Annotated in this window: 21 protein-coding genes and 1 tRNA gene; 16 read left to right on the plus strand and 6 right to left on the minus strand. The window is 61.7% G+C overall.

Annotated features, from left to right (window positions below; translation table 11 throughout):
* Positions 1-63: 63 nt before the first annotated feature.
* Complete coding sequence (gene gdhA / locus AC0AII_RS01420; protein WP_490445828.1) at positions 64-1410, minus strand: NADP-specific glutamate dehydrogenase; 1347 nt, start codon at positions 1408-1410, stop codon at positions 64-66.
* A 384-nt stretch (positions 1411-1794) separates the two neighbouring features.
* Here gdhA and AC0AII_RS01425 point away from each other — a divergent pair, with 384 nt between their 5' ends.
* The 11 genes from AC0AII_RS01425 to yicI all read left to right on the plus strand — a co-directional run bounded on the left by AC0AII_RS01425 (position 1795) and on the right by yicI (position 10321).
* On the plus strand, positions 1795-2256 hold the full coding sequence (locus AC0AII_RS01425; RefSeq protein ID WP_045935704.1) for an Hsp20/alpha crystallin family protein: 462 nt from the start codon (positions 1795-1797) through the stop codon (positions 2254-2256).
* Positions 2257-2440: 184 nt separating this feature from the next.
* Positions 2441-2659: a translation initiation factor IF-1 gene (gene infA / locus AC0AII_RS01430; protein ID WP_015022331.1), complete on the plus strand. Its 219-nt coding sequence runs from the start codon at positions 2441-2443 to the stop codon at positions 2657-2659.
* A gap of 25 nt (positions 2660-2684) precedes the next feature.
* Positions 2685-2798 carry a 50S ribosomal protein L36 gene (rpmJ, locus tag AC0AII_RS01435; RefSeq protein ID WP_015022330.1) on the plus strand — a complete coding sequence of 38 codons (114 nt, stop codon included), beginning with the start codon at positions 2685-2687 and terminating at the stop codon, positions 2796-2798.
* Positions 2799-2930: 132 nt separating this feature from the next.
* The gene (rpsM, locus tag AC0AII_RS01440) at positions 2931-3308 is read left to right on the plus strand and encodes a 30S ribosomal protein S13 (protein ID WP_015022329.1); all 378 of its coding nucleotides are present in this window, start codon (positions 2931-2933) and stop codon (positions 3306-3308) included.
* Between the two features lie 80 nt (positions 3309-3388).
* Positions 3389-3787, plus strand: a complete 399-nt coding sequence (gene rpsK / locus AC0AII_RS01445; protein WP_015022328.1) for a 30S ribosomal protein S11 — start codon at positions 3389-3391, stop codon at positions 3785-3787.
* Between the two features lie 75 nt (positions 3788-3862).
* The gene (locus AC0AII_RS01450; RefSeq protein ID WP_015022327.1) at positions 3863-4858 is read left to right on the plus strand and encodes a DNA-directed RNA polymerase subunit alpha; all 996 of its coding nucleotides are present in this window, start codon (positions 3863-3865) and stop codon (positions 4856-4858) included.
* A 126-nt stretch (positions 4859-4984) separates the two neighbouring features.
* A complete protein-coding gene (gene rplQ / locus AC0AII_RS01455) occupies positions 4985-5629 on the plus strand; it encodes a 50S ribosomal protein L17 (protein ID WP_463318035.1) in 645 nt (214 codons plus the stop codon).
* A gap of 78 nt (positions 5630-5707) precedes the next feature.
* Positions 5708-6670: a tRNA pseudouridine synthase A gene (locus AC0AII_RS01460; protein ID WP_490445829.1), complete on the plus strand. Its 963-nt coding sequence runs from the start codon at positions 5708-5710 to the stop codon at positions 6668-6670.
* Positions 6671-6778: 108 nt separating this feature from the next.
* A tRNA-Ser gene (locus AC0AII_RS01465) sits at positions 6779-6864 on the plus strand.
* Positions 6865-6975: 111 nt separating this feature from the next.
* Positions 6976-7899, plus strand: coding sequence for a LacI family DNA-binding transcriptional regulator (locus AC0AII_RS01470; protein ID WP_144085057.1), 924 nt, complete (start codon positions 6976-6978; stop codon positions 7897-7899).
* 1 nt (position 7900) lies between these two features.
* On the plus strand, positions 7901-10321 hold the full coding sequence (gene yicI / locus AC0AII_RS01475; protein ID WP_490445830.1) for an alpha-xylosidase: 2421 nt from the start codon (positions 7901-7903) through the stop codon (positions 10319-10321).
* A 431-nt stretch (positions 10322-10752) separates the two neighbouring features.
* On the opposite strand, the gene AC0AII_RS01480 is transcribed toward yicI, so the two are convergent.
* A complete protein-coding gene (locus AC0AII_RS01480; RefSeq protein ID WP_490445831.1) occupies positions 10753-11634 on the minus strand; it encodes a hypothetical protein in 882 nt (293 codons plus the stop codon).
* Between the two features lie 71 nt (positions 11635-11705).
* Here AC0AII_RS01480 and nusA point away from each other — a divergent pair, with 71 nt between their 5' ends.
* The 5 genes from nusA to ribF all read left to right on the plus strand — a co-directional run bounded on the left by nusA (position 11706) and on the right by ribF (position 18647).
* Positions 11706-12764 carry a transcription termination factor NusA gene (gene nusA / locus AC0AII_RS01485; RefSeq protein ID WP_490445832.1) on the plus strand — a complete coding sequence of 353 codons (1059 nt, stop codon included), beginning with the start codon at positions 11706-11708 and terminating at the stop codon, positions 12762-12764.
* A 183-nt stretch (positions 12765-12947) separates the two neighbouring features.
* A complete protein-coding gene (infB, locus tag AC0AII_RS01490) occupies positions 12948-15719 on the plus strand; it encodes a translation initiation factor IF-2 (protein WP_101432767.1) in 2772 nt (923 codons plus the stop codon).
* A gap of 129 nt (positions 15720-15848) precedes the next feature.
* A complete protein-coding gene (gene rbfA / locus AC0AII_RS01495; RefSeq protein WP_463427857.1) occupies positions 15849-16352 on the plus strand; it encodes a 30S ribosome-binding factor RbfA in 504 nt (167 codons plus the stop codon).
* Positions 16336-17394, plus strand: coding sequence for a tRNA pseudouridine(55) synthase TruB (gene truB / locus AC0AII_RS01500; protein WP_490445833.1), 1059 nt, complete (start codon positions 16336-16338; stop codon positions 17392-17394). Before rbfA ends, truB begins: the two co-directional genes overlap by 17 nt.
* A 119-nt stretch (positions 17395-17513) precedes the next feature.
* Complete coding sequence (gene ribF / locus AC0AII_RS01505) at positions 17514-18647, plus strand: bifunctional riboflavin kinase/FMN adenylyltransferase (protein ID WP_490445834.1); 1134 nt, start codon at positions 17514-17516, stop codon at positions 18645-18647.
* Between the two features lie 21 nt (positions 18648-18668).
* Here ribF and AC0AII_RS01510 read toward each other — a convergent pair whose 3' ends face one another.
* The 4 genes from AC0AII_RS01510 to radA all read right to left on the minus strand — a co-directional run bounded on the left by AC0AII_RS01510 (position 18669) and on the right by radA (position 22709).
* Positions 18669-19436, minus strand: a complete 768-nt coding sequence (locus AC0AII_RS01510; RefSeq protein ID WP_313838266.1) for an amino acid ABC transporter ATP-binding protein — start codon at positions 19434-19436, stop codon at positions 18669-18671.
* Complete coding sequence (locus AC0AII_RS01515) at positions 19433-20290, minus strand: amino acid ABC transporter permease (RefSeq protein ID WP_490445835.1); 858 nt, start codon at positions 20288-20290, stop codon at positions 19433-19435. The genes AC0AII_RS01510 and AC0AII_RS01515 overlap by 4 nt, the downstream gene beginning before the upstream one ends.
* Positions 20291-20315: 25 nt before the next feature.
* Positions 20316-21179: an ABC transporter substrate-binding protein gene (locus tag AC0AII_RS01520; protein ID WP_101432761.1), complete on the minus strand. Its 864-nt coding sequence runs from the start codon at positions 21177-21179 to the stop codon at positions 20316-20318.
* 123 nt (positions 21180-21302) lie between these two features.
* Positions 21303-22709, minus strand: a complete 1407-nt coding sequence (gene radA / locus AC0AII_RS01525) for a DNA repair protein RadA (protein ID WP_144085065.1) — start codon at positions 22707-22709, stop codon at positions 21303-21305.
* Positions 22710-22742 lie beyond the last annotated feature (33 nt).

Raw genomic sequence — 22742 nt, forward strand, 5'->3', positions numbered from 1 at the left:
AGGGATCCGACCTGTAATTTCTGCAGGTCGGACCCCTTCTGTTCAGATTGGCTAGATCCTGGCTCAGAGGATGCCCTGGGCGACCATGGCATCGGCCACCTTGGTGAAGCCGGCCACGTTGGCGCCCAGCATCAGGTCGCCCTCATGCCCGTATTCCTGGGAGGCCTGGTAGGACTTCTGGAAGATTCCAGTCATGATGTCCTTGAGTCGCTGGTCCACTTCGTCGAAGGTCCACTGCAGGCGCAGGGAGTTCTGGCTCATCTCTAGGCCGGAGACGGCCACGCCGCCGGCATTGGCGGCCTTGGCGGGTCCGTAAAGCACCTTGTTGTCCTGATAGACCTGGATGGCTTCGGGGGTGGAGGGCATGTTGGCGCCTTCGCAGACCACGGTGCATCCGTTGGCGACCAGGGTCTTTGCGGATTCCTCGTTGATTTCGTTCTGTGTGGCGCAGGGCAGGGCGATGTCGCAGGGCACAGTCCAGACGCCCTTGCAGCCCTCGTGGTACTCAGCGGAGTCCACGCGGTCCGCATACTCGCGAATGCGGCCGCGGTGACCCAGTTTAATGTCCTTGACGACGTCAAGGTTAATCCCCTTGGGATCGTAGACGTATCCGTTGGAGTCGGATGCCGTTACCACCTTGGCGCCCAGTTGCTGGGCCTTTTCGGTGGCGAAGATGGCCACGTTGCCCGAACCGGAGATGACGACGGTCTTGCCCTGGAAGGAATCCTTGCGCAGCGTCTGCAGGGCCTCCTGGGTGTAGTAGCACAGGCCGTAACCCGTGGCCTCGGTCCTGGCCAGGGAGCCGCCGAAGGTCAGGTCCTTGCCGGTCAGCACGCCCGAGTACTCGTCGCGCATTCTCTTGTACTGGCCGAACAGGTAGCCAATTTCACGGGATCCCACGTTGATGTCGCCGGCGGGCACATCGGTGAACTGGCCGATGTGGCGCTGCAGCTCAGTCATGAAGGCCTGGCAGAAGCGCATGACCTCGGCATCCGAGCGGCCCTTGGGGTCGAAATCGGATCCTCCCTTGGCGCCGCCCATCGGCAGCCCGGTCAGCGAATTCTTCAGAATCTGCTCGAAGCCCAGGAACTTGATGACCGACTCGGTCACGGTCGGGTGGAAGCGAAGGCCGCCCTTGTAGGGGCCGATGGCCGAATTGAATTGGATCCGGTAGCCGCGGTTGACCTGCACATGGCCTTGGTCATCGGTCCAGGCCACACGGAACTTGACTGCACGTTCGGGCTCGACCAGACGTTCCAGCACGCCGTTGGCCTCATACTCGGGATGCCGCTCCACCACGGGTTCCAGGCTGGAGAAAACTTCACGAACAGCCTGCAGGAATTCCGGCTGGTCGCCGTCGCGCTTCTCAACCTGCTGGTATACGCGCTTGATGTATTCGTTGGTGAGCATCTGAGCTCCTTTGACTAGGAATGGCCGGTCCGTCCGGTCCACATGCGATTGGGTCCGCCCTCAAGAGCCTGCGGGGGCTGGCGGAATCTTATCCTATGGTAAAGGTCTCAAAGTAACGTCACAAAAATTCCGGCCCACAATGTCTGACATGTGGTCATTCAAGGCCCGAAGAATGAGAGAACAAGGGAGGGCAGACAAGGCTGATGACGAAAGTTGAGTCTCCTAGACTCAACTTTTATTCCTTGGGTGAACATCGGGCATGGAACCTGGCTCCCGCGGTTTGGACAAAGTGAAGGGCAGGGAGCCCGGGAGGACAGGTCAGGATGTCCACCCGGGGTTCCGGTCCGCAGAAACTATTGACTTTGAGAATCAGGAGATGCGATTATGGCTATGTTTCCCGCATTGATGAACAATTCGATCTTCGGCGACTTCTTCGACGATCCCTTCTTCAACAACTGGCGTGACGGGCGTCGGCAGGGCCAGGGCGCCAAGAACGCGCTGAACAGCCCCTTGATGAACACGGATGTGCGCGAGAAGGACGGGCAGTACCAGCTCTCCATTGACATGCCCGGCTTCGACAAGAAAGACATCGGCCTGCGTCTGGAGGACGGCTACCTGATTGTCTCCGCCCAGAAGAACAGTGACCAGGGCGACAAGGACGACCAGGGACGGTGGATTCGGCGTGAGCGTTACACCGGGTCCTGCTCCCGCAGCTTTTATGTAGGCGACAAGGTCCGTCAGGAGGACATTCATGCCCACTATGCCAACGGCACCCTGGAGGTGACCCTGCCCAAGACCAGCATCGAACCGGCTGACAACACGCAGAACATCGCCATCGAGGACTGAGGGATTCGGGTCCTTATCGGACCGTCTGAATGACTGCTATACTGATTGAGCGACAGCCGTTCAGACGGCCCTTTTGTCGTGTCAACACGCTATTGCCCAATTTTGGGCCCATCAATGCTATACTTACCATTTGGCGTGTCTTTCGGCGCGCTGTGTAACCGGCCGAGGATCGGATAGAAGGCTTATGGCAAAAGATGGTGTGATCGAGGTGGAAGGGCGTGTGGTCGAGGCCCTCCCCAATGCGATGTTCCGCGTCGAGCTCGAGAACAAGCACCTGGTGCTGGCCACCATTTCCGGCAAAATGCGCAAGAACTACATCCGCATTCTGCCCCAGGATCGGGTGGTGCTCGAAATGAGTCCCTACGATCTGAACCGCGGACGGATTACGTACCGTTATAAGTAACAAGGTACACAAGCAAAGGAAAACCATGAAGGTCAGCCCTAGTGTGAAGAGAATCTGCGAGAACTGCCGCGTGATTCGTCGTCACGGCCGCGTCATGGTGATCTGCAAAAACCCACGCCACAAGCAGCGCCAGGGCTGAGCGGATTCCCAGCGGCAACGAACACCAAAGGCGCTGAGTCACAGCCGACAGGCTGAACCCCGGGTGCGCAGGCCCGGGCCGGGAGACCGGAAGACTCGGTGCACGACCTGCGTAGAACAAAAAGGAATCGCAATGGCACGTCTTGCCGGAGTCGACATCCCCAACGAGAAGCGCATAGAGATAGCCCTCACCTACATCTTCGGTGTGGGCCGTACTCGCGCCAAGGAAACACTTGCCGCGACCGGAGTGAATCCGGACACCCGCGTCAAGGATCTCACGGACGAGCAGCTCATTACGCTGCGTGATTACCTCGAGGGAAACTACAAGATCGAGGGTGATCTGCGTCGTGAGATCGACGCCGATATTCGCCGTAAGATCCAAATCAATTGCTATCAGGGCCAGCGCCACCGCAGGGGCCTGCCCGTGCGTGGCCAGCGGACCAAGACCAATGCCCGCACCCGCAAGGGGCCCAAGCGCACCGTCGCCGGAAAGAAGAAGGCGACCAAGTAAGGCCGAATGCGAAGCGGGGATGAGGATCCCCGAGGATTCGCACGAGCAATCAGTTATTCGTGACAAGGAAACGAGGATCAATGGCAGCAGCAAAGCAGGCCGCGCGCAAGCCTCGTCGTCGGGATCGCAAGTCGGTTCCGGTCGGGCAGGCGCATATCAAGTCAACATTCAACAACACCATCATCTCCATCACCGATCCTTCCGGTGCTGTAGTGGCCTGGGCTTCAGGCGGCGACGTAGGCTTCAAGGGCTCCCGCAAGTCCACTCCTTACGCAGCGGGCATGGCCGCCGAATCCGCAGCCCGCAAGGCCATGGAGCATGGGGTCAAGAAGGTGGATGTCTTCGTCAAGGGCCCGGGTTCGGGCCGCGAGACCGCCATCCGCTCCCTGCAGTCCGCAGGCCTGGAGGTCGGTTCCATCTCCGATGTGACCCCACAGGCACACAATGGCGTTCGTCCTCCCAAGCGCCGTCGCGTCTGAGCACTAAAAAACCCATGAATCCACCCGCGATGACCGGTGAGTGCACCACCGGTCGGAGCTGAAAGGATAGCAACAGTGCTTATTGCACAGCGTCCGACTCTTACTGAAGAAGTCGTCAATGCCCAGCGCTCCCGTTTCACCATCGAGCCGTTGGAGCCTGGATTCGGGTACACCCTGGGCAACTCCCTGCGTCGTACCCTGCTGAGCTCCATACCCGGTGCGGCTGTGACCTCGGTTCGCATCTCGGGTGCCCTGCACGAGTTCACCACGCTGCCTGGTGTGGAGGAGGACGTCACTGAGATCCTGCTCAACATCAAAGGCATCGTGCTGACCAGCGAGTACGACGAGCCTGTGGTCATGTATTTGCGCAAGAGCGGCAAGGGCGAGGCCACCGCCGGGGACATTACCCCGCCGGCCGGTGTCACCGTGGCCAATCCTGATCTGCATATCGCGACCTTGGCCGAGGATGGCGAGCTGGAGATTGAGTTTACGGTGGAGCGTGGGCGTGGATACGTCCAGGCCCAGCTCAACAAGCAGGACAACGATGAGATTGGCCGCATCCCGGTCGATTCCATCTACTCTCCGGTACTCAAGGTCAGCTACAAGGTCGAGGCCACCCGCGTCGAGCAGCGCACGGATTTCGACAAGCTGATCCTGGATGTGGAGACCAAGCCTGCCATCTCGCCGCGCGATGCGGTGGCGTCAGCTGGGTCGACCCTGGTCGAGCTCTTCGGCCTCTGCCGCGAGCTCAACACTCAGGCTGAGGGCGTGGAAGTCGGACCCGAGCCGGTGGTGGAAGAGGCCGATCCGCAGATGTCCGTGCCGATTGAGGACCTGAACCTGACGCAGCGTTCCTACAACTGCCTCAAGCGCGAAGGAATCCACACCATCGGCGAGCTGGTCTCGCATACCGAGCAGGATCTGCTTGACATCCGCAACTTCGGCATGAAGTCCATCGACGAGGTCAAGGAGAAGCTTGAGGGCATGGGGCTGTCGCTGAAGGCCTCCCCGCTGGGCTTCGACACCAATAATCTCGAGGGAGGCACCTTCTTCTCGCCTGACGACGAGTGAAGTGCAGCAGCCTTCGTATGAGCAGGTGAGGGGGAAGGGTTCCGTCGCCTGCTGACAGCAATTCCGGGAAGTCGGATGTTCGGGCGTATGCCCACCTGTCCTCCCGGGCCGTAAGGAGATAATCCAATGCCAAAACCTAGCAAGGGCCCACGTCTGGCCTCCAGCCCGGCGCACGAGCGGCTGATGCTGGCCAACATGGCCACCAGCCTCTTTGCCAACGGCCGTATCACGACCACTCTGCCCAAGGCCAAGCGCCTGCGTCCGCTGGCTGAGCGGCTGATCACCTTCGCCAAGCGTGGGGATCTGCCTGCCCGTCGCCGCGTTATGCGCGTCATCCGTGACAAGTCTGTGGTCCACATCCTGTTCACGCAGATCGCCGAGCAGATGCAGCAGCGCGAGGGCGGCTACACCCGCATCACCAAGATCGCGCCTCGCCGTGGAGACAACTCCCCCCAGGCCGTGATCGAGCTGGTCACCGAGCCCCTGTCGGCCAAGAAGGCCGTCGTCAAGGAGGCTGAGTCCGCAGCCAAGGTGGCCGCCAAGGACGACAACGCTGAGGTGGCTGCAGCCGCTGATGCCGCCGTCGCCGAAGGCGCTGCCAAGGACGCTGTCGACCAGGCCGTCGAGGCCAATGAGTCCGATCAGGACGTGGCTCAGGCCGACCAGGCCGCCGAGGATCTGGAACAGACCGCTGACAAGGCGGATCAGGCTGAAGCCCAGGCTGAGGAAGATGCCGACGTGGCTGAGGATGCCGAGAAGACTGCCGAGTAATCGGTTATTGCATTCGATGACGGGGTCGGGGAGCATGGCTCTCCGGCCCCGTTTGTCATTGCTGCCAGGGAGGTCTTGATGAAAGGTCAGGAAGGGAAGATGTCCCTTGTCAGGCTGCGCATGGATCTGGCCTATGACGGTGGCGGCTTCCATGGCTGGGCCAGGCAGCCAGGGCTTCGTACGGTCCAAGGCTGCATTGAGCATGCTCTGTCGCTGATCACTGGAGTCCGAAGCTCACAAGGCGGCGTTCCCTATAACCACGATGTCTGGGAACCAAGACTGGTCGTGGCTGGCAGGACCGACACCGGAGTCCATGCGTCTCATCAGGTGGCGCACCTGGACATTCCCGATGGTGTCCTCGAGTCCTGCAGGGGCCATATGGAGGCAGACGGTGTTGTGGCCCTGGAACGCCGTCTGAGGCACCTGCTGCCTGCTGACATCGTTCTGCTCGGTCTTAGATTGGCCCCTGCGGGATTCGATGCCCGCTTCTCTGCTATGGAACGCACCTACCTGTACCGGGTCAGCCAGGGGGGCCAGCCAGGGGATCCCCGCATGCGGGGCTATGTGCTGGATCTGGAGGGGAGCCTGGATCTGCAAGCTATGAACGAGGCTGCAAGAGCGTGTATCGGCTTGCATGACTTCGGATCCTTCGCCAGGCCAAACCCTGGCGGCACGACCATCCGCAAGGTCCTGGCCGCACACTGGGATCTGGTTCCGGCCGTGAATCTGTTCGGTGCGGCTCCGGACCAGAGTGTTGTCGGGTACCTTCCGACTTTCATGGAATCCGGGCTGACCGTCTTTCGGATCGTCGCTGACGCATTTGCCCATAATATGGTTCGCTCGCTGGTAGCAGCCTGCATCCAGGTGGGCCTGGGACGCCGGTCCGTGCCATGGTTTGCCGACAAGGTGGCCCATCCCCTGCGCGAAGGTTCCACCGGTCCCATAGATGCTCGGGGTCTGACCCTGGAGCATGTGGCCTACCCGCCTGATGACCAGCTGGCTGAACGGGCTCAGGCCATCCGAGCCCGCCGTACACTGTGACCCTCTGCCTGTTCATGGTAACCGTTGTCTGCGCCACGCCGCTTGCCAGGTAGGGACTCTGTGGCATAATAGAAAAGTTGTTGTTCGGCAGTGTCGGGCAACGACCATGGTTGAGTGTCCGAGCGGTCTAAGGAGCACGCCTCGAAAGCGTGTGAGGGCAACTCCCTCCGCGAGTTCGAATCTCGCCTCAACCGCCCCCACTGGTCCCGGCCCCACGGTCGGGGCCTTTTTTCGTATACTGTCTGGTGACGGCATGTGCATGATTACGATAAAGGGGCTCATGCCTTCCTGCTGAAGGAGGTCCTTTGGTCGGCATCAAGGACGTGGCCGCTCTGGCGGGAGTTTCCATAAGCACTGTTTCCTATGTATTCTCGGGCAAACGACCGGTAAGCGACGCGACGAAGATCAGGGTGCTCAAGGCAGTCCAGCAATTGGACTACCACCCCGGATCAGGAGCCGCCATGCTCCGAAGGGACCGCAGAACCCATCTGATCGTGCTGAGCTCGCCAATGCATCCCTATACCGACTATTCGAACTACGCCACCTTTTTCTTCGCCGTAGTCGCCAGGGCCAGACACTACCACTACAACGTGGTGCTGCTGATGGATGAGGACGATACGGACGAACTCCTGAGAATGTCATACAGTGGCATGATCGACGGTGTCCTCCTCTTGGATGTGACCATGGAAGATCCGCGGGTAGCCCAGGCACATACCTCCTTGGTGCCCTATGTCTCCATTGGATATGCCAGCGATCCGTCCAATGTGCTTTCTGTTGACGTGGATTTTCATGCTATGGGCTTATACAACTCACAATGGTCGATCGTCATCATATTCACGGTCATCCAGAGCGCATTCGGCACCTATCTTCTGTCCAGCGTCTACGGAACCTTCCCCAAGGCCATTCTGGAAGCTGCCACCATAGATGGGGCCAGCCGGTGGAGAATTCTCAAGGACATCGTCTTCCCCATCTCCAAGCCCACGCTGAGCGTCATGCTGGTCTTCTTCTTCATCTGGACCTGGAATGAGTACATGATCCCTATGGCCTTCCTGATTGACAATTCCAAGCAGACGGTCCCCATTGCCATAGCGTCGCTGACCGGGGACAGGCTGATGGATGTGACCACCACGGCTGCGGCCTCACTGATCAGCATTGTGCCCACGCTGATCTTCTATCTGATCTTCCAAAGAACCCTTTCCAAGGGCATTACTACAGGAGCTGTGAAATAACATGAAGTTCACCAATGGATATTGGCTGACCCGGCCCGGCGTCGAGGCTCTCTACGCACGTTCTCCCTATGAATTGTCGGTAGGGCCAGATGGGAGGAGCATCGATGTCCTGGCTACGACCAGGGTCGTGACCGGCAGGGCCGACACCCTGAATCTGCCGACCTTCCGGATCCATGCCACCTCGCCGGCTGAAGGGATCATCCGGGTGCAGGCAACCCATTGGAAGGGTAGCGGAACCTGTCCGGGCTTCCCTGTGCACGAGCAGGATACGGATTCCGGATTCGTCCAGGCTCGCGCCCATGGTGCTGGCGACGGCGAAGTCGGAGAAGACGGGGCTTCGGTGACTCTGACTTCGGGCAACCTGAGCCTGACCATGACCAAGGGTCCCGTCTTCGACATGGCTTTTGCCTGCGAGGGCAAGGAGCTCACCCATGCAAGGGGCAAGTCTCTGGCGAGGTTCGCTTTGGCTCCCGACGCTGCCGTAAGTACGCAACCGGTGGGGGAGTTCGGCGTAGCGCCCACGGCCAGGGCCTATGATGAGTCTCCGGTTTTCACCGCCATTCAACTCGGCTTGTCAGTCGGGGAAAGGGTCTACGGCTTCGGCGAAAGGTTTGGCCCATATTTGAAGAACGGGCAGAGCATAGACATCTGGAACGAAGACGGCGGCACAGCCAGCGAGCAAGGCTATAAGGACATTCCCTTCTATATGACCAGCAAGGGCTACGGTGTTCTGGTCAACAACCGCGGGCATGTCTCCTTCGAGGTGGCCACGGAGAACACCGAGACCGTCCAGTTCAGCGTGCCCGGCGAAGTTCTGGACTTCTATCTGATCGCCGGACCGAATCCTGAACGGATCCTGGAGCGATACACGGCCTTGGTGGGTCGTCCGGCCAAGGTTCCCGCCTGGTCATATGGGCTCTGGCTGACCACATCCTTCACCACGAAATATGACGAGGAGACCGTGACATCCATGATCGATGGCATGGCTCAACGGCATATTCCGCTGAGCGTTTTTCACTACGACTGCTATTGGATGAGGGAATTCCACTGGACCGACTTTCAATGGGATCGACGCTTCTTCCCCGACATCGAGGGGACCCTGGGACGCCTCCACCGCCAGAAGGGGCTGCACGTTTGCGCCTGGATCAACCCATATATCGGGCAGGAAAGCGTTCTCTTTGACCAGGCTGCAGACCAGGGCTACCTGGTTCGTAAGCCCAATGGAGACATATGGCAGACCGATCTTTGGCAGGCCGGCATGGGGTTGGTGGATTTCACTAATCCGGACGCTTGCAAGTGGTTCAAAGAGCACGTCAAGCATCTCCTCAAGCAAGGAGTGGACGCCATCAAGACCGATTTTGGTGAGCGCATCCCTGCCGATGTGGTCTGGTTCGACGGCTCGGATCCTGCGAGCATGCATAACTGGTATACGCAACTGTACAATCAGACCGTTTTTAAGGCCATCGAAGAGGTGTACGGAAAGGGGCAGGCTTGCCTGTATGCCCGATCTGCCACGGTGGGTGGCCAGCAGCAGCCTGTTCACTGGGGCGGCGACTGCGAATCCACCTTCAACGGCATGGCGCAGACCTTGCGGGCCGGCCTGTCGCTGGTAAGTTCCGGTTTCGGTTTCTGGAGCCACGATATCGGCGGTTTCGAAGGAGCAAGACCAGACCCTGCCGTTTACAAACGCTGGATAGCGTTCGGTCTGCTCTCCTCTCACTCCAGGCTGCACGGCTCCACTGTCTACCGAGTCCCCTGGCTCTTCGACGAGGAGGATCAGCGCAGGGGAGTGGTCAATCCTTCTGAGCAGACCGCAGTGAGCGTGCTGCGAAAGTTCACCAGGTTGAAGATATCCATGATGCCCTACCTCTACCAGGTCGGACTTGGTGCACACGAGCGCGGCGTCCCGGTCATGCGTTCCATGTTCATGGAGTTCCCTGACGACAGGACGGCGCTGGATTGCGACCGCCAGTATATGCTGGGGCCGTCGCTGTTGGTGGCGCCGGTCTTCTCCTACACGGGTGATGTGGAATACTACCTGCCCAAGGGGGTATGGACGGATTGGTTCACCGGCCGCCAGGTGGACTGCCGACAGTCCGGCCAGTGGATGCATGAAAAGCATGGCTTCGATACGGTTCCGCTCTGGGTGCGCGACGGGACTGTTTTGGTCACCCGCCAGGGACAGGAATCAACTGAATATGCTTATGGAACTGATTCTACGGTCTCAGTCTTCCTGGCTCACGATGGAAGAGCCAGTGCGACGGTGACCGAGGAAGATGGAAACAGCCTGGTTTTCCAGGCGGAACGCTCAGGAAGCACAGTAACCATCACTTCCTCGGATGGTCGGGAATTCACCGGTTGCCTGGGGATGGGTGAGGGGAAGCCTTCTCGGAACGGGCGTCTGGTTCTGTCAGCTGATTGAACAAGGGCGGCCGCATCCTTATAGATCACTGTCGGTTTGCCGACTGGGTCGGATGCTGGCGTAATGCCGCAGGCAGTCTGACACGGCTCTGAGCTTCGATGCTGAGCAAATAAAAGACCGTCCAATGCAGAAGGCGATGCGATGGCCAGCACCGGGTCGCCCCCTGCATTGTACGGGTTCATACCCCCCGCGTTCCTAGGGAATGCTCCTGTGGAACACGTTCTATAATATCACTGCCTGAACCTTTAACGCCACCCGCAAAGTTTCGTGAAATCTGCAGTAAGAGATGGTTAGTTTAGTGTGTTTGACGATCGATCTTCATCATGAATCAGGTTTTGCGCACGCATTGGCAGGGTTTGCTCGCATATACGGATGAGGAGACCTGAGAGTGTGATCAGAGCAGCCTGCTGCTGGAGGATCCGTCCCAGACGTCAGCGCTTTGGTGCCTGCAGCAGGGCTGACGAAGTGGCCGGGTAGCCGAGGTTCATGGCCATGGACAAGTGGGCTACGATCATGTCGACCAGGGCCGATGTGGCCTCTTGGCGGCTTTTCGCGTTCTGGCTGGCGTCAGTTCGTATGGTGCCTGAGGAGCCGTTCAACTTCCTCCCAACAGCCAGAAGGGCCCGGGCCGTATCCATCTCGATCAGGGCAGGGGTAGGGGCCTGTATGCCGTTGGCGGGATCGGTGCACTCGTCGGGGTGCGCCAGCAGATCAGTGGTGGGATAGACCCCCTGCCTGGGATCGTGCTTGGTCTGGCCGACCAGGATCTGCGCAGCTGCAGTGTGCGCATCGGCTAGGGTCAGCATCCATGCAGCATCCGTCTTGCGGGCCGCAAGGACCGAGAGTTCGAATCCGGAACGGTCTTCGCCGGTGATGGCCTGATCAGCTAATTCGGCGGGCAGCGCCTTGGCCAGCGGATCCAGCCGCTGTGCAGCCTGGACCAGCCTCAACGTAGCTGTTCGACGATCAGCCTGCCCGCTCTGGGAAGTCGCCAAAGCCTGGGCTGCGTGTACCGTAGCTTCGTCCAGGCGAGCAGGGCACTCGCGAGCCGCTTGAACCCAAGCTTGGGCTCGGCTATCAGGCTGATCCTTTTGAAGCCGTTCCGACTGCCGGGCCCGCGTCCATGCCTGTTCGCAGGCGGTGGGGCGGAGGTTGTCGGGGTCGTGCTGGCTAATTTGCACCGCCGAGGGTGCGCATCCTGAGATGGTGACGGCCAGCAGAAGTACTGCGATGCCGGTCCTCATCCGTCGTGCCAGGATCGCCGGCCGACGACTCGCCCACCCGTGGTATTCAGGAACCGGCTGTGTCTGCATGAAAGGCTAGAATAGTAGGCATTGCAGACTAAAAGAAGCACAGTCTGAATAACTTCATAGGAGGTCTTGACATGGAACTGGACCTGGCTGAAATTCATCAGCTGGCACACGAACAAGGGATTGATGCCGAGACCTTGGATCAAGCACTGAGCGAGGCCCTTCTTCTGGCCTACCAGAAGTCGCCTCACGCAGCCAAGCACGCACGGGTGGAGCTGGACGAACGTGCGGGGACTTTTACCATTTGGGCACAGGACGAGATTGCTCGCGAACCCACGCCAGAAGAGCCTGAACCGGGCTATGATCTGGGCGAGGAATACGACGACACACCGAAGGACTTCGATCGGCTGGCAGCCTCCACGGCCCGCCAGGTCATCCGCCAGCTTTTCCGTCAGGCAGATGACGAGCGTGTCTTCGGAGCTTTCTCGGGCCAGAAAGGCCATCTGATCACTGGAGTCGTGCAGCAGGATGCCAGCGATCCCGGCAATGTGCATGTGGCCGTGGACAATGTCGAGGCCATTCTGCCCCGCCGCGAGCAGGTGCCTGGAGAACATTATCGGCACGGCCAGCGGATCCGCGTTTACGTGGTCAATGTCTCCCGCGGGCTTAAGGGGCCGGAAATCATCGTGTCACGTTCCCACCCGGAGCTGGTTCGCCGCCTCTTTGAGCGGGAGGTGCCTGAGCTGGTCTCCGGCGCAGTCTCCATCATGGCCATTGCTCGTGAGGCCGGGGCCAGAACCAAGATCGCGGTCCGAGCCAACACCAAGGGGGTCAATCCCAAGGGTGCGCTGATCGGTCCGGGCGGCGCGCGCGTGCGTGCCGTCATGGAGAATCTGGGACCTGAGAAGATCGACATTGTGGACTGGTCCAAGGATCCTGCCGAGTTTGTGGCGGCGGCCCTGTCCCCGGCCGTGGTCCGCCAGGTGCAGATCGTCAGCGAGTCCAACCGCACAGCCATTGCCTTTATCAAGGACGCCCAGCTCTCCCTGGCCATCGGCAAAGAGGGACAGAATGCCCGTCTGGCCGCCAAGCTGACTGGATGGAAGATCGGCATCGAGTCCGAGGAGGCCCACCAGCAAAAATTGCGTGAGCTGCAGGCGCAATCGGCTTCGGCTGCTGGTGAAGACGACTGAGAGCAAACATCCGACGACACGAGTATGCTGGATCCGGTATCCCGAGTCCGGTGGTTCATGCCGTCGGCCCCGGCACAGAGACGAGGTAACACGATCATGGTCGCACGATGAGACAGGATATGTTCGCCGTCATCAAAGAGTGATCGCGCCGGTCATATGCGCGGTCCGGTAAGGAGAAAGTAAGTGCCCAAAGCACGCGTGTATGAGCTGGCCAAGGAATTTGGCGTAGACAGCAAGACTGTTCTGGCGAAATTGAAGGACATGGGCGAGTTCGTCAAGTCCGCATCCTCCACTGTCGAGGCCCCTGTGGTTCGTCGACTCAAGAACGCTTTCCCTCAGAAGGGACAGGGCGACGCTGGCCAGGCCGCTGCACGAAATGCACGCCCCGGCAGCCCTAATCATGGAAGCGGCCAGGGGCAACGCAGCCGCTCGCAGTCCGGCGGCACCCAACAGCATTCGACGCCTGGGCCCAAGCCCGGACAGGGCCATCGGCCCTCGGCCGGCGGCGACGCGCCACGGGGTCAGCAGCGTCCCGGTGGCCACTTCCCCAAGCCCGGTGCCCCCCAAGGCAACCACAATGAGCACGAGCAGCGCAACCAGTCCCGTGGGCCCAAGCCCTCAGCCATGGGCAGGCCCGGCCCCCAGGGGTCGCACAACAACGGCCGCCCTGGCGGATCCAACGCTGCGGCAGCGCGTCATGGCGCACGGCCGGGATCATCCACGCCTCGTCCAGGCAACAATCCTTTCAGCCGCAAGCAGGGGATGAAGGCCCCCATGCCTTCAGACATCCCCAGGCCACACCCCATGGCCAGGCCCACCGTCAACGACTCCCGCAGGGGCCGGGGCGGATTCCGCAACGGCCGTGGCGGTCGCTCCGGGCAGGGCGCCCGTCCAGGACAGTGGGGCCATAGCCGCCCCGGCCAGCAGACGCATCAGGGCGGCAGCCGTTTCGGCGGCGCTTCGTCGGCACCCTCAGGCGGCTTCCGCGGCGGTTCAGGTCGCGGCGGTCGTGGTCGCGGCGGCGCTGCCGGAGCCTTTGGCCGCCAGGGAGGCAAGTCCTCCAAGGCCCGCAAGAACCGGATGGCCAAGAGGCATGAATTCCAGGAGATGAAGGCACCCGTCATCGGCGGCGTGCGCATCCCCGCAGGCAATGGACGTACCGTCAAGCTGCGTCAGGGCGCCACCCTGGCCGACCTGGCTGACAAGATCAACGTCAACCCCGCTGCCCTGGTCACGGTGCTCTTCCACCTGGGCGAGATGGCCACAGCCACCCAGTCCCTGGATGAGGCAACCTTCCAGATTCTGGGCGACGAGATCGGATGGAAGATTCGCATCGTCTCCGCCGAGGAGGAGGACAAGGAGCTCCTTCAGCAGTTCGACATCAACCTGGACGAAGAACGCGAGGACCAGGATGACAAGAACCTGCAGCCCAGGCCTCCGGTGGTTACGGTCATGGGCCATGTCGACCACGGCAAGACCCGGTTGCTGGACACCATCCGCAAGACCAACACGACCACCCAGGAGGCTGGCGGCATCACCCAGCGCATCGGAGCCTACCAGGCCACGGTCACCCTGGACGGGGAGGATCGCAAGATCACCTTCCTGGACACCCCTGGTCACGAGGCCTTTACGGCCATGCGTGCCCGTGGTGCCGAGCTGACGGATGTGGCTGTCCTGGTGGTGGCCGCGGACGACGGCGTCATGCCGCAGACCGTGGAGGCCATCAACCACGCCCAGGCCGCCCATGTGCCCATCGTGGTGGCTGTCAACAAGATCGACGTCGAGGGAGCCAATCCTCAGAAGGTGCGCGGTCAGCTGACCGAGTTCGGCCTGGTATCCGAAGAGTATGGCGGCGACACCATGTTCGTCGACATCTCCGCCAAGCTGGGCACCAACGTGGACAAGCTCCTGGAGGCCGTCCTGCTGACTGCCGACGCCGATCTTGACCTTCGGGCCAACCCCGACATGGACGCTCGCGGCGCCACGATCGAGGCCCGCTTGGACAAGGGTCGCGGAGCTGTGGCCACTGTGCTGGTCCAGCAGGGAACCCTGCATGTGGGCGATGCCATTGTGGCCGGATCGGCCTATGGCCGTGTGCGCGCCATGCTGGACGAGAACGGTCGGCAGATGGATGCCGCTGGCCCGTCTACCCCCGTACAGGTGCTGGGTCTTACCTCGGTGCCCACCGCTGGCGACCTCTTCCTGGTTGCGCCTGACGATCGCACCGCTCGACAGATCGCCGAGAAGCGCGAGGCTTCGGCCCGTGCCGCTCAGCTGGCCAAGCGCCGCAAGGTGGTCTCCCTGGAGAGCCTGAAGGAGCAGTTCGCCAAGTCCGAGGTCGACATGCTCAACATCGTCATCAAGGGCGATTCCTCCGGCTCGGTCGAGGCACTGGAAGACTCCCTGATGAAGATCGAGGTCTCCGACGAGGTCGGGATCCAGGTCATCCACCGGGGCGTGGGCGCCATTACCCAGAACGACGTCAACCTGGCCACGGTCGACAAGGCCGTTATCATCGGCTTCAACGTCCGGCCCAACCGGCAGGTCCAGGATCTGGCCGACCGCGAGGGTGTGGAGATCAAGTACTACTCGGTCATCTACAACGCCATCGAGGACATCGAGGCTGCGCTCAAGGGCATGCTCAAGCCGGAGTACGAGGAGGTCACCACCTCCCACTCCGAGATCCGCGAGATCTTCCGTTCCTCCAAGTTCGGCAACATCGCGGGTGTCATGGTCCAGGACGGCACCGTCAAGCGGGGCACCAAGGCGCGCATCGCCCGCAACGGGGTGGTCACCATCAACGACCTGGAGATATCCTCCCTGCGCCGGTTCAAGGACGACGTCAACGAGGTGTCTGAAGGTTACGAGGCTGGCATCAACCTGGGCTCCTTCAACGACATCGAGGTGGGCGACATCATCGAGACCTACGAGATGCAGGAAGTGGAACGCAAGTAGGGCCTGTCGACCATCCGACCACATGTCGGAGGATCTGTGGCGATCCGCCCCGGTCTGGGTACTCCCTGGCCGGGGCGGATGTCCATGAATGCGACGATGAGTCATAGACGCTTCGAGAAAGGAATCATGATGGCTGGAAATCCCCGCGCTGTACGCATAGCGGCCCTGATACAACGGGTCGTGGCTTCTGCGCTGGAGTCCCAGATGCACGATAAGCGCCTGGCAGGGGTCACTGTCACTGAGGTTCGGGTCACCAACGACCTGCAGATAGCCAAGATCTACTGGACCCAGCTGGGTCGGTCCGGTCATGAGGCCGGGGAACGCAAGCGTGCCCAGCAAGCCCTGCGGCAGGCCTCCGGCAGGCTGCGCACCCTGGTCGGCGCCAGGGCCGGTCTGCGGCTGACGCCTACGCTGCGCTTCATCTACGATGAGGTGCCTGCCGAGGCGACCGAGATTGAGGATGTGCTGACTGCGGCCCGTCACCGGGACGAGGCCATGGCCAAGGCTCGGGTCAATGCCAGCTATGCTGGCGACCCCGATCCATACCGGCATGACGACGAGGAAGAGGACGATGGTTCGGACTCTGCCCCTAATGAGCCTGCTGCAGAGGATGCGAATGAAGCCGACCGCTGAGTCGTCGGATGGTGTGGAGTCCGGCACCGCTGAACCGACCTCGGGCATCATCCTCGTTGACAAGCCGAGCGGTGTGACCAGCCATGACGTGGTGGCTGCCGTCCGCTCTGGCCTCGGCATGCGCCGCGTGGGCCATGCCGGGACCCTGGATCCCATGGCCACCGGTCTGCTGGTCGTAGGGTTCGGGCAGGCTACGCGCTTGCTGACGGTCATCGTCGGCCATGACAAAACCTACCGGGCCACCATGCGCCTGGGGCTGGCCACCACCACGGACGATGCGGACGGGGATTTGTTGCCGGTGCGTCCTGGAGCCGCGCAGAGGGTGGACGAGCTGACAGCCCAGGGTCTGCAGGATCTGATTGATCGCTGCTTCACCGGCTGGATCGACCAGGTGCCCGATGCCTTCTCCGCCATCAAGGTCAAGGGCAGGCGGGCCTATGACCTGGCTCGCGCAGGCCAGGAGGTCAAGCTGGAACCCAGACGCATACGGATTGCATCCTTCCGTTTGCTCGACTTTCGCCCTGTGGATCTGCCCGGCCAGGTCACCAGGGCGGTCGATGCGGATGTGGAGGTGACCTGCTCCAGCGGCACCTACATCCGTGCTCTGGCTCGCGATCTGGGCGAGCAGCTGGATCTGGGCGGCTACTTGACTGCCTTGAGACGGATTCGCGTGGGCCCCTTTGACTTGGAGAATCCCGGCCTGGTGTCTAAGGCTGTGGGCGGCCAGGTAGTCCCTCACACCTACCGGAACCGACAAGGTGAGACGGTTGTCCGCAGTCGTATGGTCCTGAACCGCGACCGGCAGGCGATCTTGGATGGCTCGCTTGACCTGGCGCAGGCAGCACGCATGACCATGCCCGCTCTGAACCTGGATGCCGGCCAGGCTGCCAGAGTGGCCAATGGCGGATTCTTGGATCTGCCGGTTGCTGGGCCCACGGCCGCCCTGGCCGGACCTGAGGGCAGGCAGCGTCTGGCTGCTATCCTAGTGCCCAGTACACGAGGCGGGGCCAAACCGGATGTGGTTTTCCATCCAGAGGCCTGAGTGTGCAGGCTCGGGTTGAGCCCCAGGGTCTTGCCAGGGTGCGACGGTGGGCATACAGTGCTTAAGGAATTTTCGGCGCCCGGGTTCGGGGGCCGCCATGACTAAGTGATGGGAAGCGGATGAAGGTCAGCCAGGTCAGCCCGGATGAGTCGGGCATTGTCAGTTGGCCGGGAACCTTGGGGGCCCGGTCCAGTGTGGTCACCATCGGTGTCTTCGATGGCATGCATCGGGGTCATCAGGCCCTCCTGCGCCGGGTGGTCGAGCTCGCGGCCAAGGGCCAGAATCGGCCCATGGCCCTGGTCTTCGACCCCAGTCCCAAACTGATCCACAGCTACGCCGACAGCCATGACATGGTTGAACCGCCCTCGGATCTGATTCGCCTTGACCCTGATCAGATCATGCCAATGGAGGAGCGCTTGCGGCTCATGGCCCAGCTGGGGCTGGAACAGGTTGTGGTGGTGCGATACACACTGGCCTTTGCGGCCAAATCCTATCGGTTCTTCCTCAAGCAGCTTACCGAACGGCTGGCCATGCGAACCCTGGTCTTGGGCCGTGATGCGCGCATGGGCGCAGGGCGAAGCGGCGACATCGGAGCCATCGGCGCCCTGGCAGACACCGGACTGTTCAACCTGGAAGTCGTGGACGACCAGGGCCCCGGTGACTGCACGCTGCCTGACGCTGACGGCCTGGAGCGACATCAGGTCAGGGCTTGGAGCAGTACCCACCTTCGGCAACTGATCCAGGACGGTGACGTGGATACGGCCCTGGATATTCTGGGCCGGCCTCACATGGTTCAAGGTATGGTGATCCATGGGGAGCAGCGGGGACGCCGCTTGGGATTTCCGACTGCCAATCTTGCACCCGACAGCCAGGGGATGATGCCCGCAGATGGGGTCTATGCGGGCTGGCTGGTTGACCTGGGTCTGCCTACGGATCCCATGGCCACGCCGGAGGGCCGTGAGGGTCGGCTGGCTCAGGGATCGCCCTGGCGGATGCCTGCCGCTATCTCCATCGGCACCAAGGAGACTTTCCTGGCCCCGGGTGAGCATATGCCACAAGTCCTGGAGGCCAACGCCGTGCGGCCGGATTGGGTGGATCTGTACGGACACCGGGTCCGCGTGGAGTTTCTCAGCCGTCTGCGCGGTCAGAAGCGGTATGCGGGCGAGGAGCCCCTCAAACAACAGCTGGCCTTGGACGCCGATCGCACCCTGGAGCTGACCAAGGCGGCAGAAAGAGCGTTTTCCGTCAACTGAATACTGTAGGAACCTGGGAACTCACAGCCCTCTGAAATGGCTGAAGAACTCCCTGGTGCGCGGATTCTCGGACTCGTCCATGACCTCTTGGGGCGTCCCGTTCTCGGCGATGACACCGTCCAGCAGCAGGACCACCCGGTTGGCGGCATGATGGGCAAAACTCATTTCGTGGGTGGCCATGAGGATGGTGGTGCCACCAGCGGTCAGCTCCGAGACCATGGCCAGGACCTCGCCCACCAGCATGGGATCCAGGGCTGAGGTGATCTCATCCAGCAGGAGCAGTTCCGGGTCGGTCATCAGCGCTCGGGCGATGGCCACCCGTTGCTGTTGACCGCCGGAGAGCTGGTCGGGGTATGCTCCGGCCTTCTTCCTCATGCCGATGCGGTCCAGCAGTTCCAGGGCCCGCTCCCTGGCTTCTTCCTTGGGCATGCCATGAACCTTGATGGCCCCCAGAGTCACGTTTTTCAGGACGTTCATGTGGGGGAAGAGGTTGAACTGCTGGAAGACCACGCCGATTCTGGCTCGGCAGGCATCCTGGTTGATCCGCGGATCGGTGATGTCGGTGCCGCCCAGCCAGATCCTGCCGTCGTTGACGGTCTCCAGCAGGTTGATGCATTTCATCAGGGTGGACTTGCCCGAGCCGGATGGGCCCAGCAGAGCCACGGTCTCATGGGGCATGATGGTCATGGAGATGCCGCGCAGGACCTGGTTGCCCCCAGGGTAGGTCTTGCGCACATCCTCCAGACGGAGCACCGGTTGGTCCTGATTGGCGCCTGCCTGTTCGCTCATACCATGCCTCCGCTCTGTTCGCGCTTGCGCAACCGGTTGGCATACCAGTCGTTGAGAAGAATGAAGGGGACCGAGGTGGCGATGAAGAGCACTGAGGCCACCACGTAGGGGGTGAAGTTGTATGAGGTGGCCACGATGATCTGGGCCGCTCGGACCGCGTCGACAGCTCCCAGAACCGAAATCAGCCCCACGTCCTTCTGCATGGAGATGAAGTCGTTCATCAGTGCCGGCGCCACCTTGCGCAGGGCCTGGGGGATGACGACCAGACGCATGGTTTGCCCCGAGGTCAGGCCCAGTGAGCGGGCCGACGCCCTCTGGGAGGGGCCGACGTCCTGGAAGCCGGCCCTCAGTACCTCGGCGATGTAGGCCGAATAGGAGAAGATGATCGCCACGGTGCCCAGCAGGGCTGCCGGAATCCGATTGAAGATGGCCAGCCCGGGAATGCCGAAGCCGATCAGGTAGAGGACCACAATCATAGGGATGCCCCTCATGATCGTGGTATAGACCTGGGCCAGCACCCGCAGGGGAAAGAGCAGCGGGTTCCGGCTGGTGCGGATCATGGCCAGCAGGGTGCCCAGCAGGGCTACGCCGATGACTGCGAAGAAGAGCACCTCCAGGTTGAGCCAGAGCCCCTGGAGGACCTTGGGGAAGGCTTGGGCGAAGTAGGCGCCGGAGAAAAACGACTGCTTGACTCGGGGCCAGCCAGGTGAGGCGTGCAGCCCCAGGGCAATCAGCAGGGCCAGTACAAGCGTGCTGGCGATGCTGATCGCCACGGAACGCAGATTCTGTCGACGGCCGTAGCGTTCCCGTTCCCGTTGGATATCGCTGACCGCGTCCTGTGCCGAGGGGGCCATGAACGACAAGGTTTCCTTTCTTCTCTCAGCCCAGGGTAGGCAGGGAGGTGTAGACGTGCAGCCACTGCTTCTGCAGCTTGTCCAAGGTTCCATCCTTCTTCAGGGCGGTGACAGCCTTGGAAGCGGCCGGGGTCAGCTTGGAGCCCTTGGGCAGGACTATGCCCATGCCCTCCGGGTCCTGCGAGCCCTTGATCTGCCCGAGGATCTTGGCGTCCTTGACCTGCTTGGAATCGACCATGGTCACGGCTGAGGGGGTGTCCACGACCAGCGCGTCGATCTGGTTGGCATCCAAGGCTTGGGACGAGGCCACGTCGTCGTTGAAGGTATCGATGTCAGGCTTGACCAGCTTGTGGGCCATCTCGTAGGAGGTGGAGCCGACCATGGCCCCTATCTTGGCGTCCTTGATCTGGGCAAGGGAGGTGGCGGAAGCATATGGAGAGTTTTTTCTGACCACCAGCGACTGGGTGGAGTTGTAATAGCTGGGCGTGAAGTCCACAGCCTGTCGACGTTCCGGGGTGATGGAGAACTGCTGGATGTTCAGATCGTAGTCCTTGCTTCCTGGGGCGATGGCGGCATCAAAGGTGGTCCTGGTCCAAGTGACGTGCGCCTTGTCGAAGCCCATTTTCTCCGCTACGGCATAGGCCACGGCCGCCTCGTAGCCCTTGCCGGATTCGGGCTTGTTGCCCACCACGTAGGGGGCATAAGCCGGGTCTCCAGTGGCAATGGTCAGGGTGCCGGGATGGATGGTCTGCTGGCTGGTGTCCTGCTTGGCTGTTGACTGCCCGCTGTCGTTTGATGAGGAGCCACAGGCCGCGCCGGCCATGAGGGTGACTGTCGTGAGTGCGGCCGCCGTCAGCCTGCGTATGGTTTTCCTGGTGAAGATGGTCATGCTGATCTGCTCCTCGCGATGGTGATGGGTGTCGGTCTTCCGGCGACTCCATCCTAGTCCGGCAGGTTAACGAGTCGGCAGGTGAGCGCCATAGGGTGCGATAGGGGACCAGCGGCCACTGGTTCAGACCAGTCCCAGAGCCTCCAGGGCCTCGGCCAGATAGGTGACCTCGATCACTTCCAGTCCCTGGATGGGCTTGCGGCCTCCTGAATGCCGATCGGGCGGGACCAGCGCTCGCCTAAATCCCAGCCGAGCGGCCTCCTGCAGCCGGTGGTTGAGTTGAGGCACAGGCCTGACCTGTCCGGTCAGCGAAATCTCGCCCATGGCACAGGTCGTGCGCTGGATGGGCCGGGACTTGGCAGCACTGGCCAGGGCGGCCACGATGGCCAGGTCGCATCCGGGTTCCTTGGCCAGCCCGCCGGCGATGGTGGACACATACAGGTCCCTTGTCAGCAGGTTGACCCGGCCGTGACGGTAGAGCACCGCAGCCAGCATGGCCAGGCGGTTGGCATCGATCCCGTTGGTGTTGCGTCTGGGCGTGGGCAGAACCGAGGAGGTGACCAGTGCCTGGATTTCGATGGGCAGGCTGCGGTGGCCGTCCAGGGTGAAGGTCACACAGGTGCCCTCCACCTCCTGCCCGGCCGTGGACAGGAAGAGCCCGGTGGGATCGCTGACCTCCTCGATGCCCTGCTCGCTCATGTCGAAGCAGCCCACCTCGTCGGTGGGGCCGAACCGGTTCTTGACGGCCCTCAGCAGGCGCAGGGCGGTCTGGGAGTCACCCTCGAACTGGCAGACCACATCGACCAGATGCTCCAGGGTCCGCGGTCCGGCTATGGAGCCGTCCTTGGTCACGTGGCCGACCAGGAGGATGGGGATGTCGTGCGACTTGGCCATGTCGATCAGGCTGATGGCCACCTCACGCACCTGTGTGGAGCCTCCGGAAATGCCGTCGACCTGGTTGGAGACGATGGTTTGGGCCGAGTCCACAATGGCCAGCGCCGGCTTCTCACGCTCGATCAGCCCCAGCACTGTGGCCAGGTCGGTTGTGGAAGCCAGGAGCAGCGAGTCCTTGAGGGCCCCCACCCGACTAGCCCGCATCCGTACCTGGGCCTGGGACTCCTCACCCGACAGGTAGAGCACCTTGCCTCCCTGGCCGTCCCGGTCGGCTACGCGGCCGGCGGTCTCCAGCAGGAGAGTGGACTTGCCTATGCCCGGCTCGCCGGCAAGGAGGATGACCGATCCGGGTACGATGCCCCCGCCCAGGACCCGGTCGAACTCCTCGAATCCTGTAGGGATGCGCCTGACCTGGTCCGTGCCCACCCTGGTGATGGGCCGGGCCAGGCCGGTCTTTGGAGGTGTGGGCGCCGTATGGCTGCCTCCTGAGGAGGACAAGCCCCCTCCTGCGCCCACGCGGGCTTCGTGAAACTCCTCGATGGTTCCCCACTGGCCGCATTCCGGGCAGCGTCCGAACCACTTGCCGCCGGTCCATCCGCACTCCGTGCACACGTATTGCGTCGTCGTCTTGGCCATACCTGCACGCTATCGGGATTCAGGGACGAGGAC

Source organism: Bifidobacterium sp. VU/mBH4 (B4) (genome assembly GCF_058199535.1).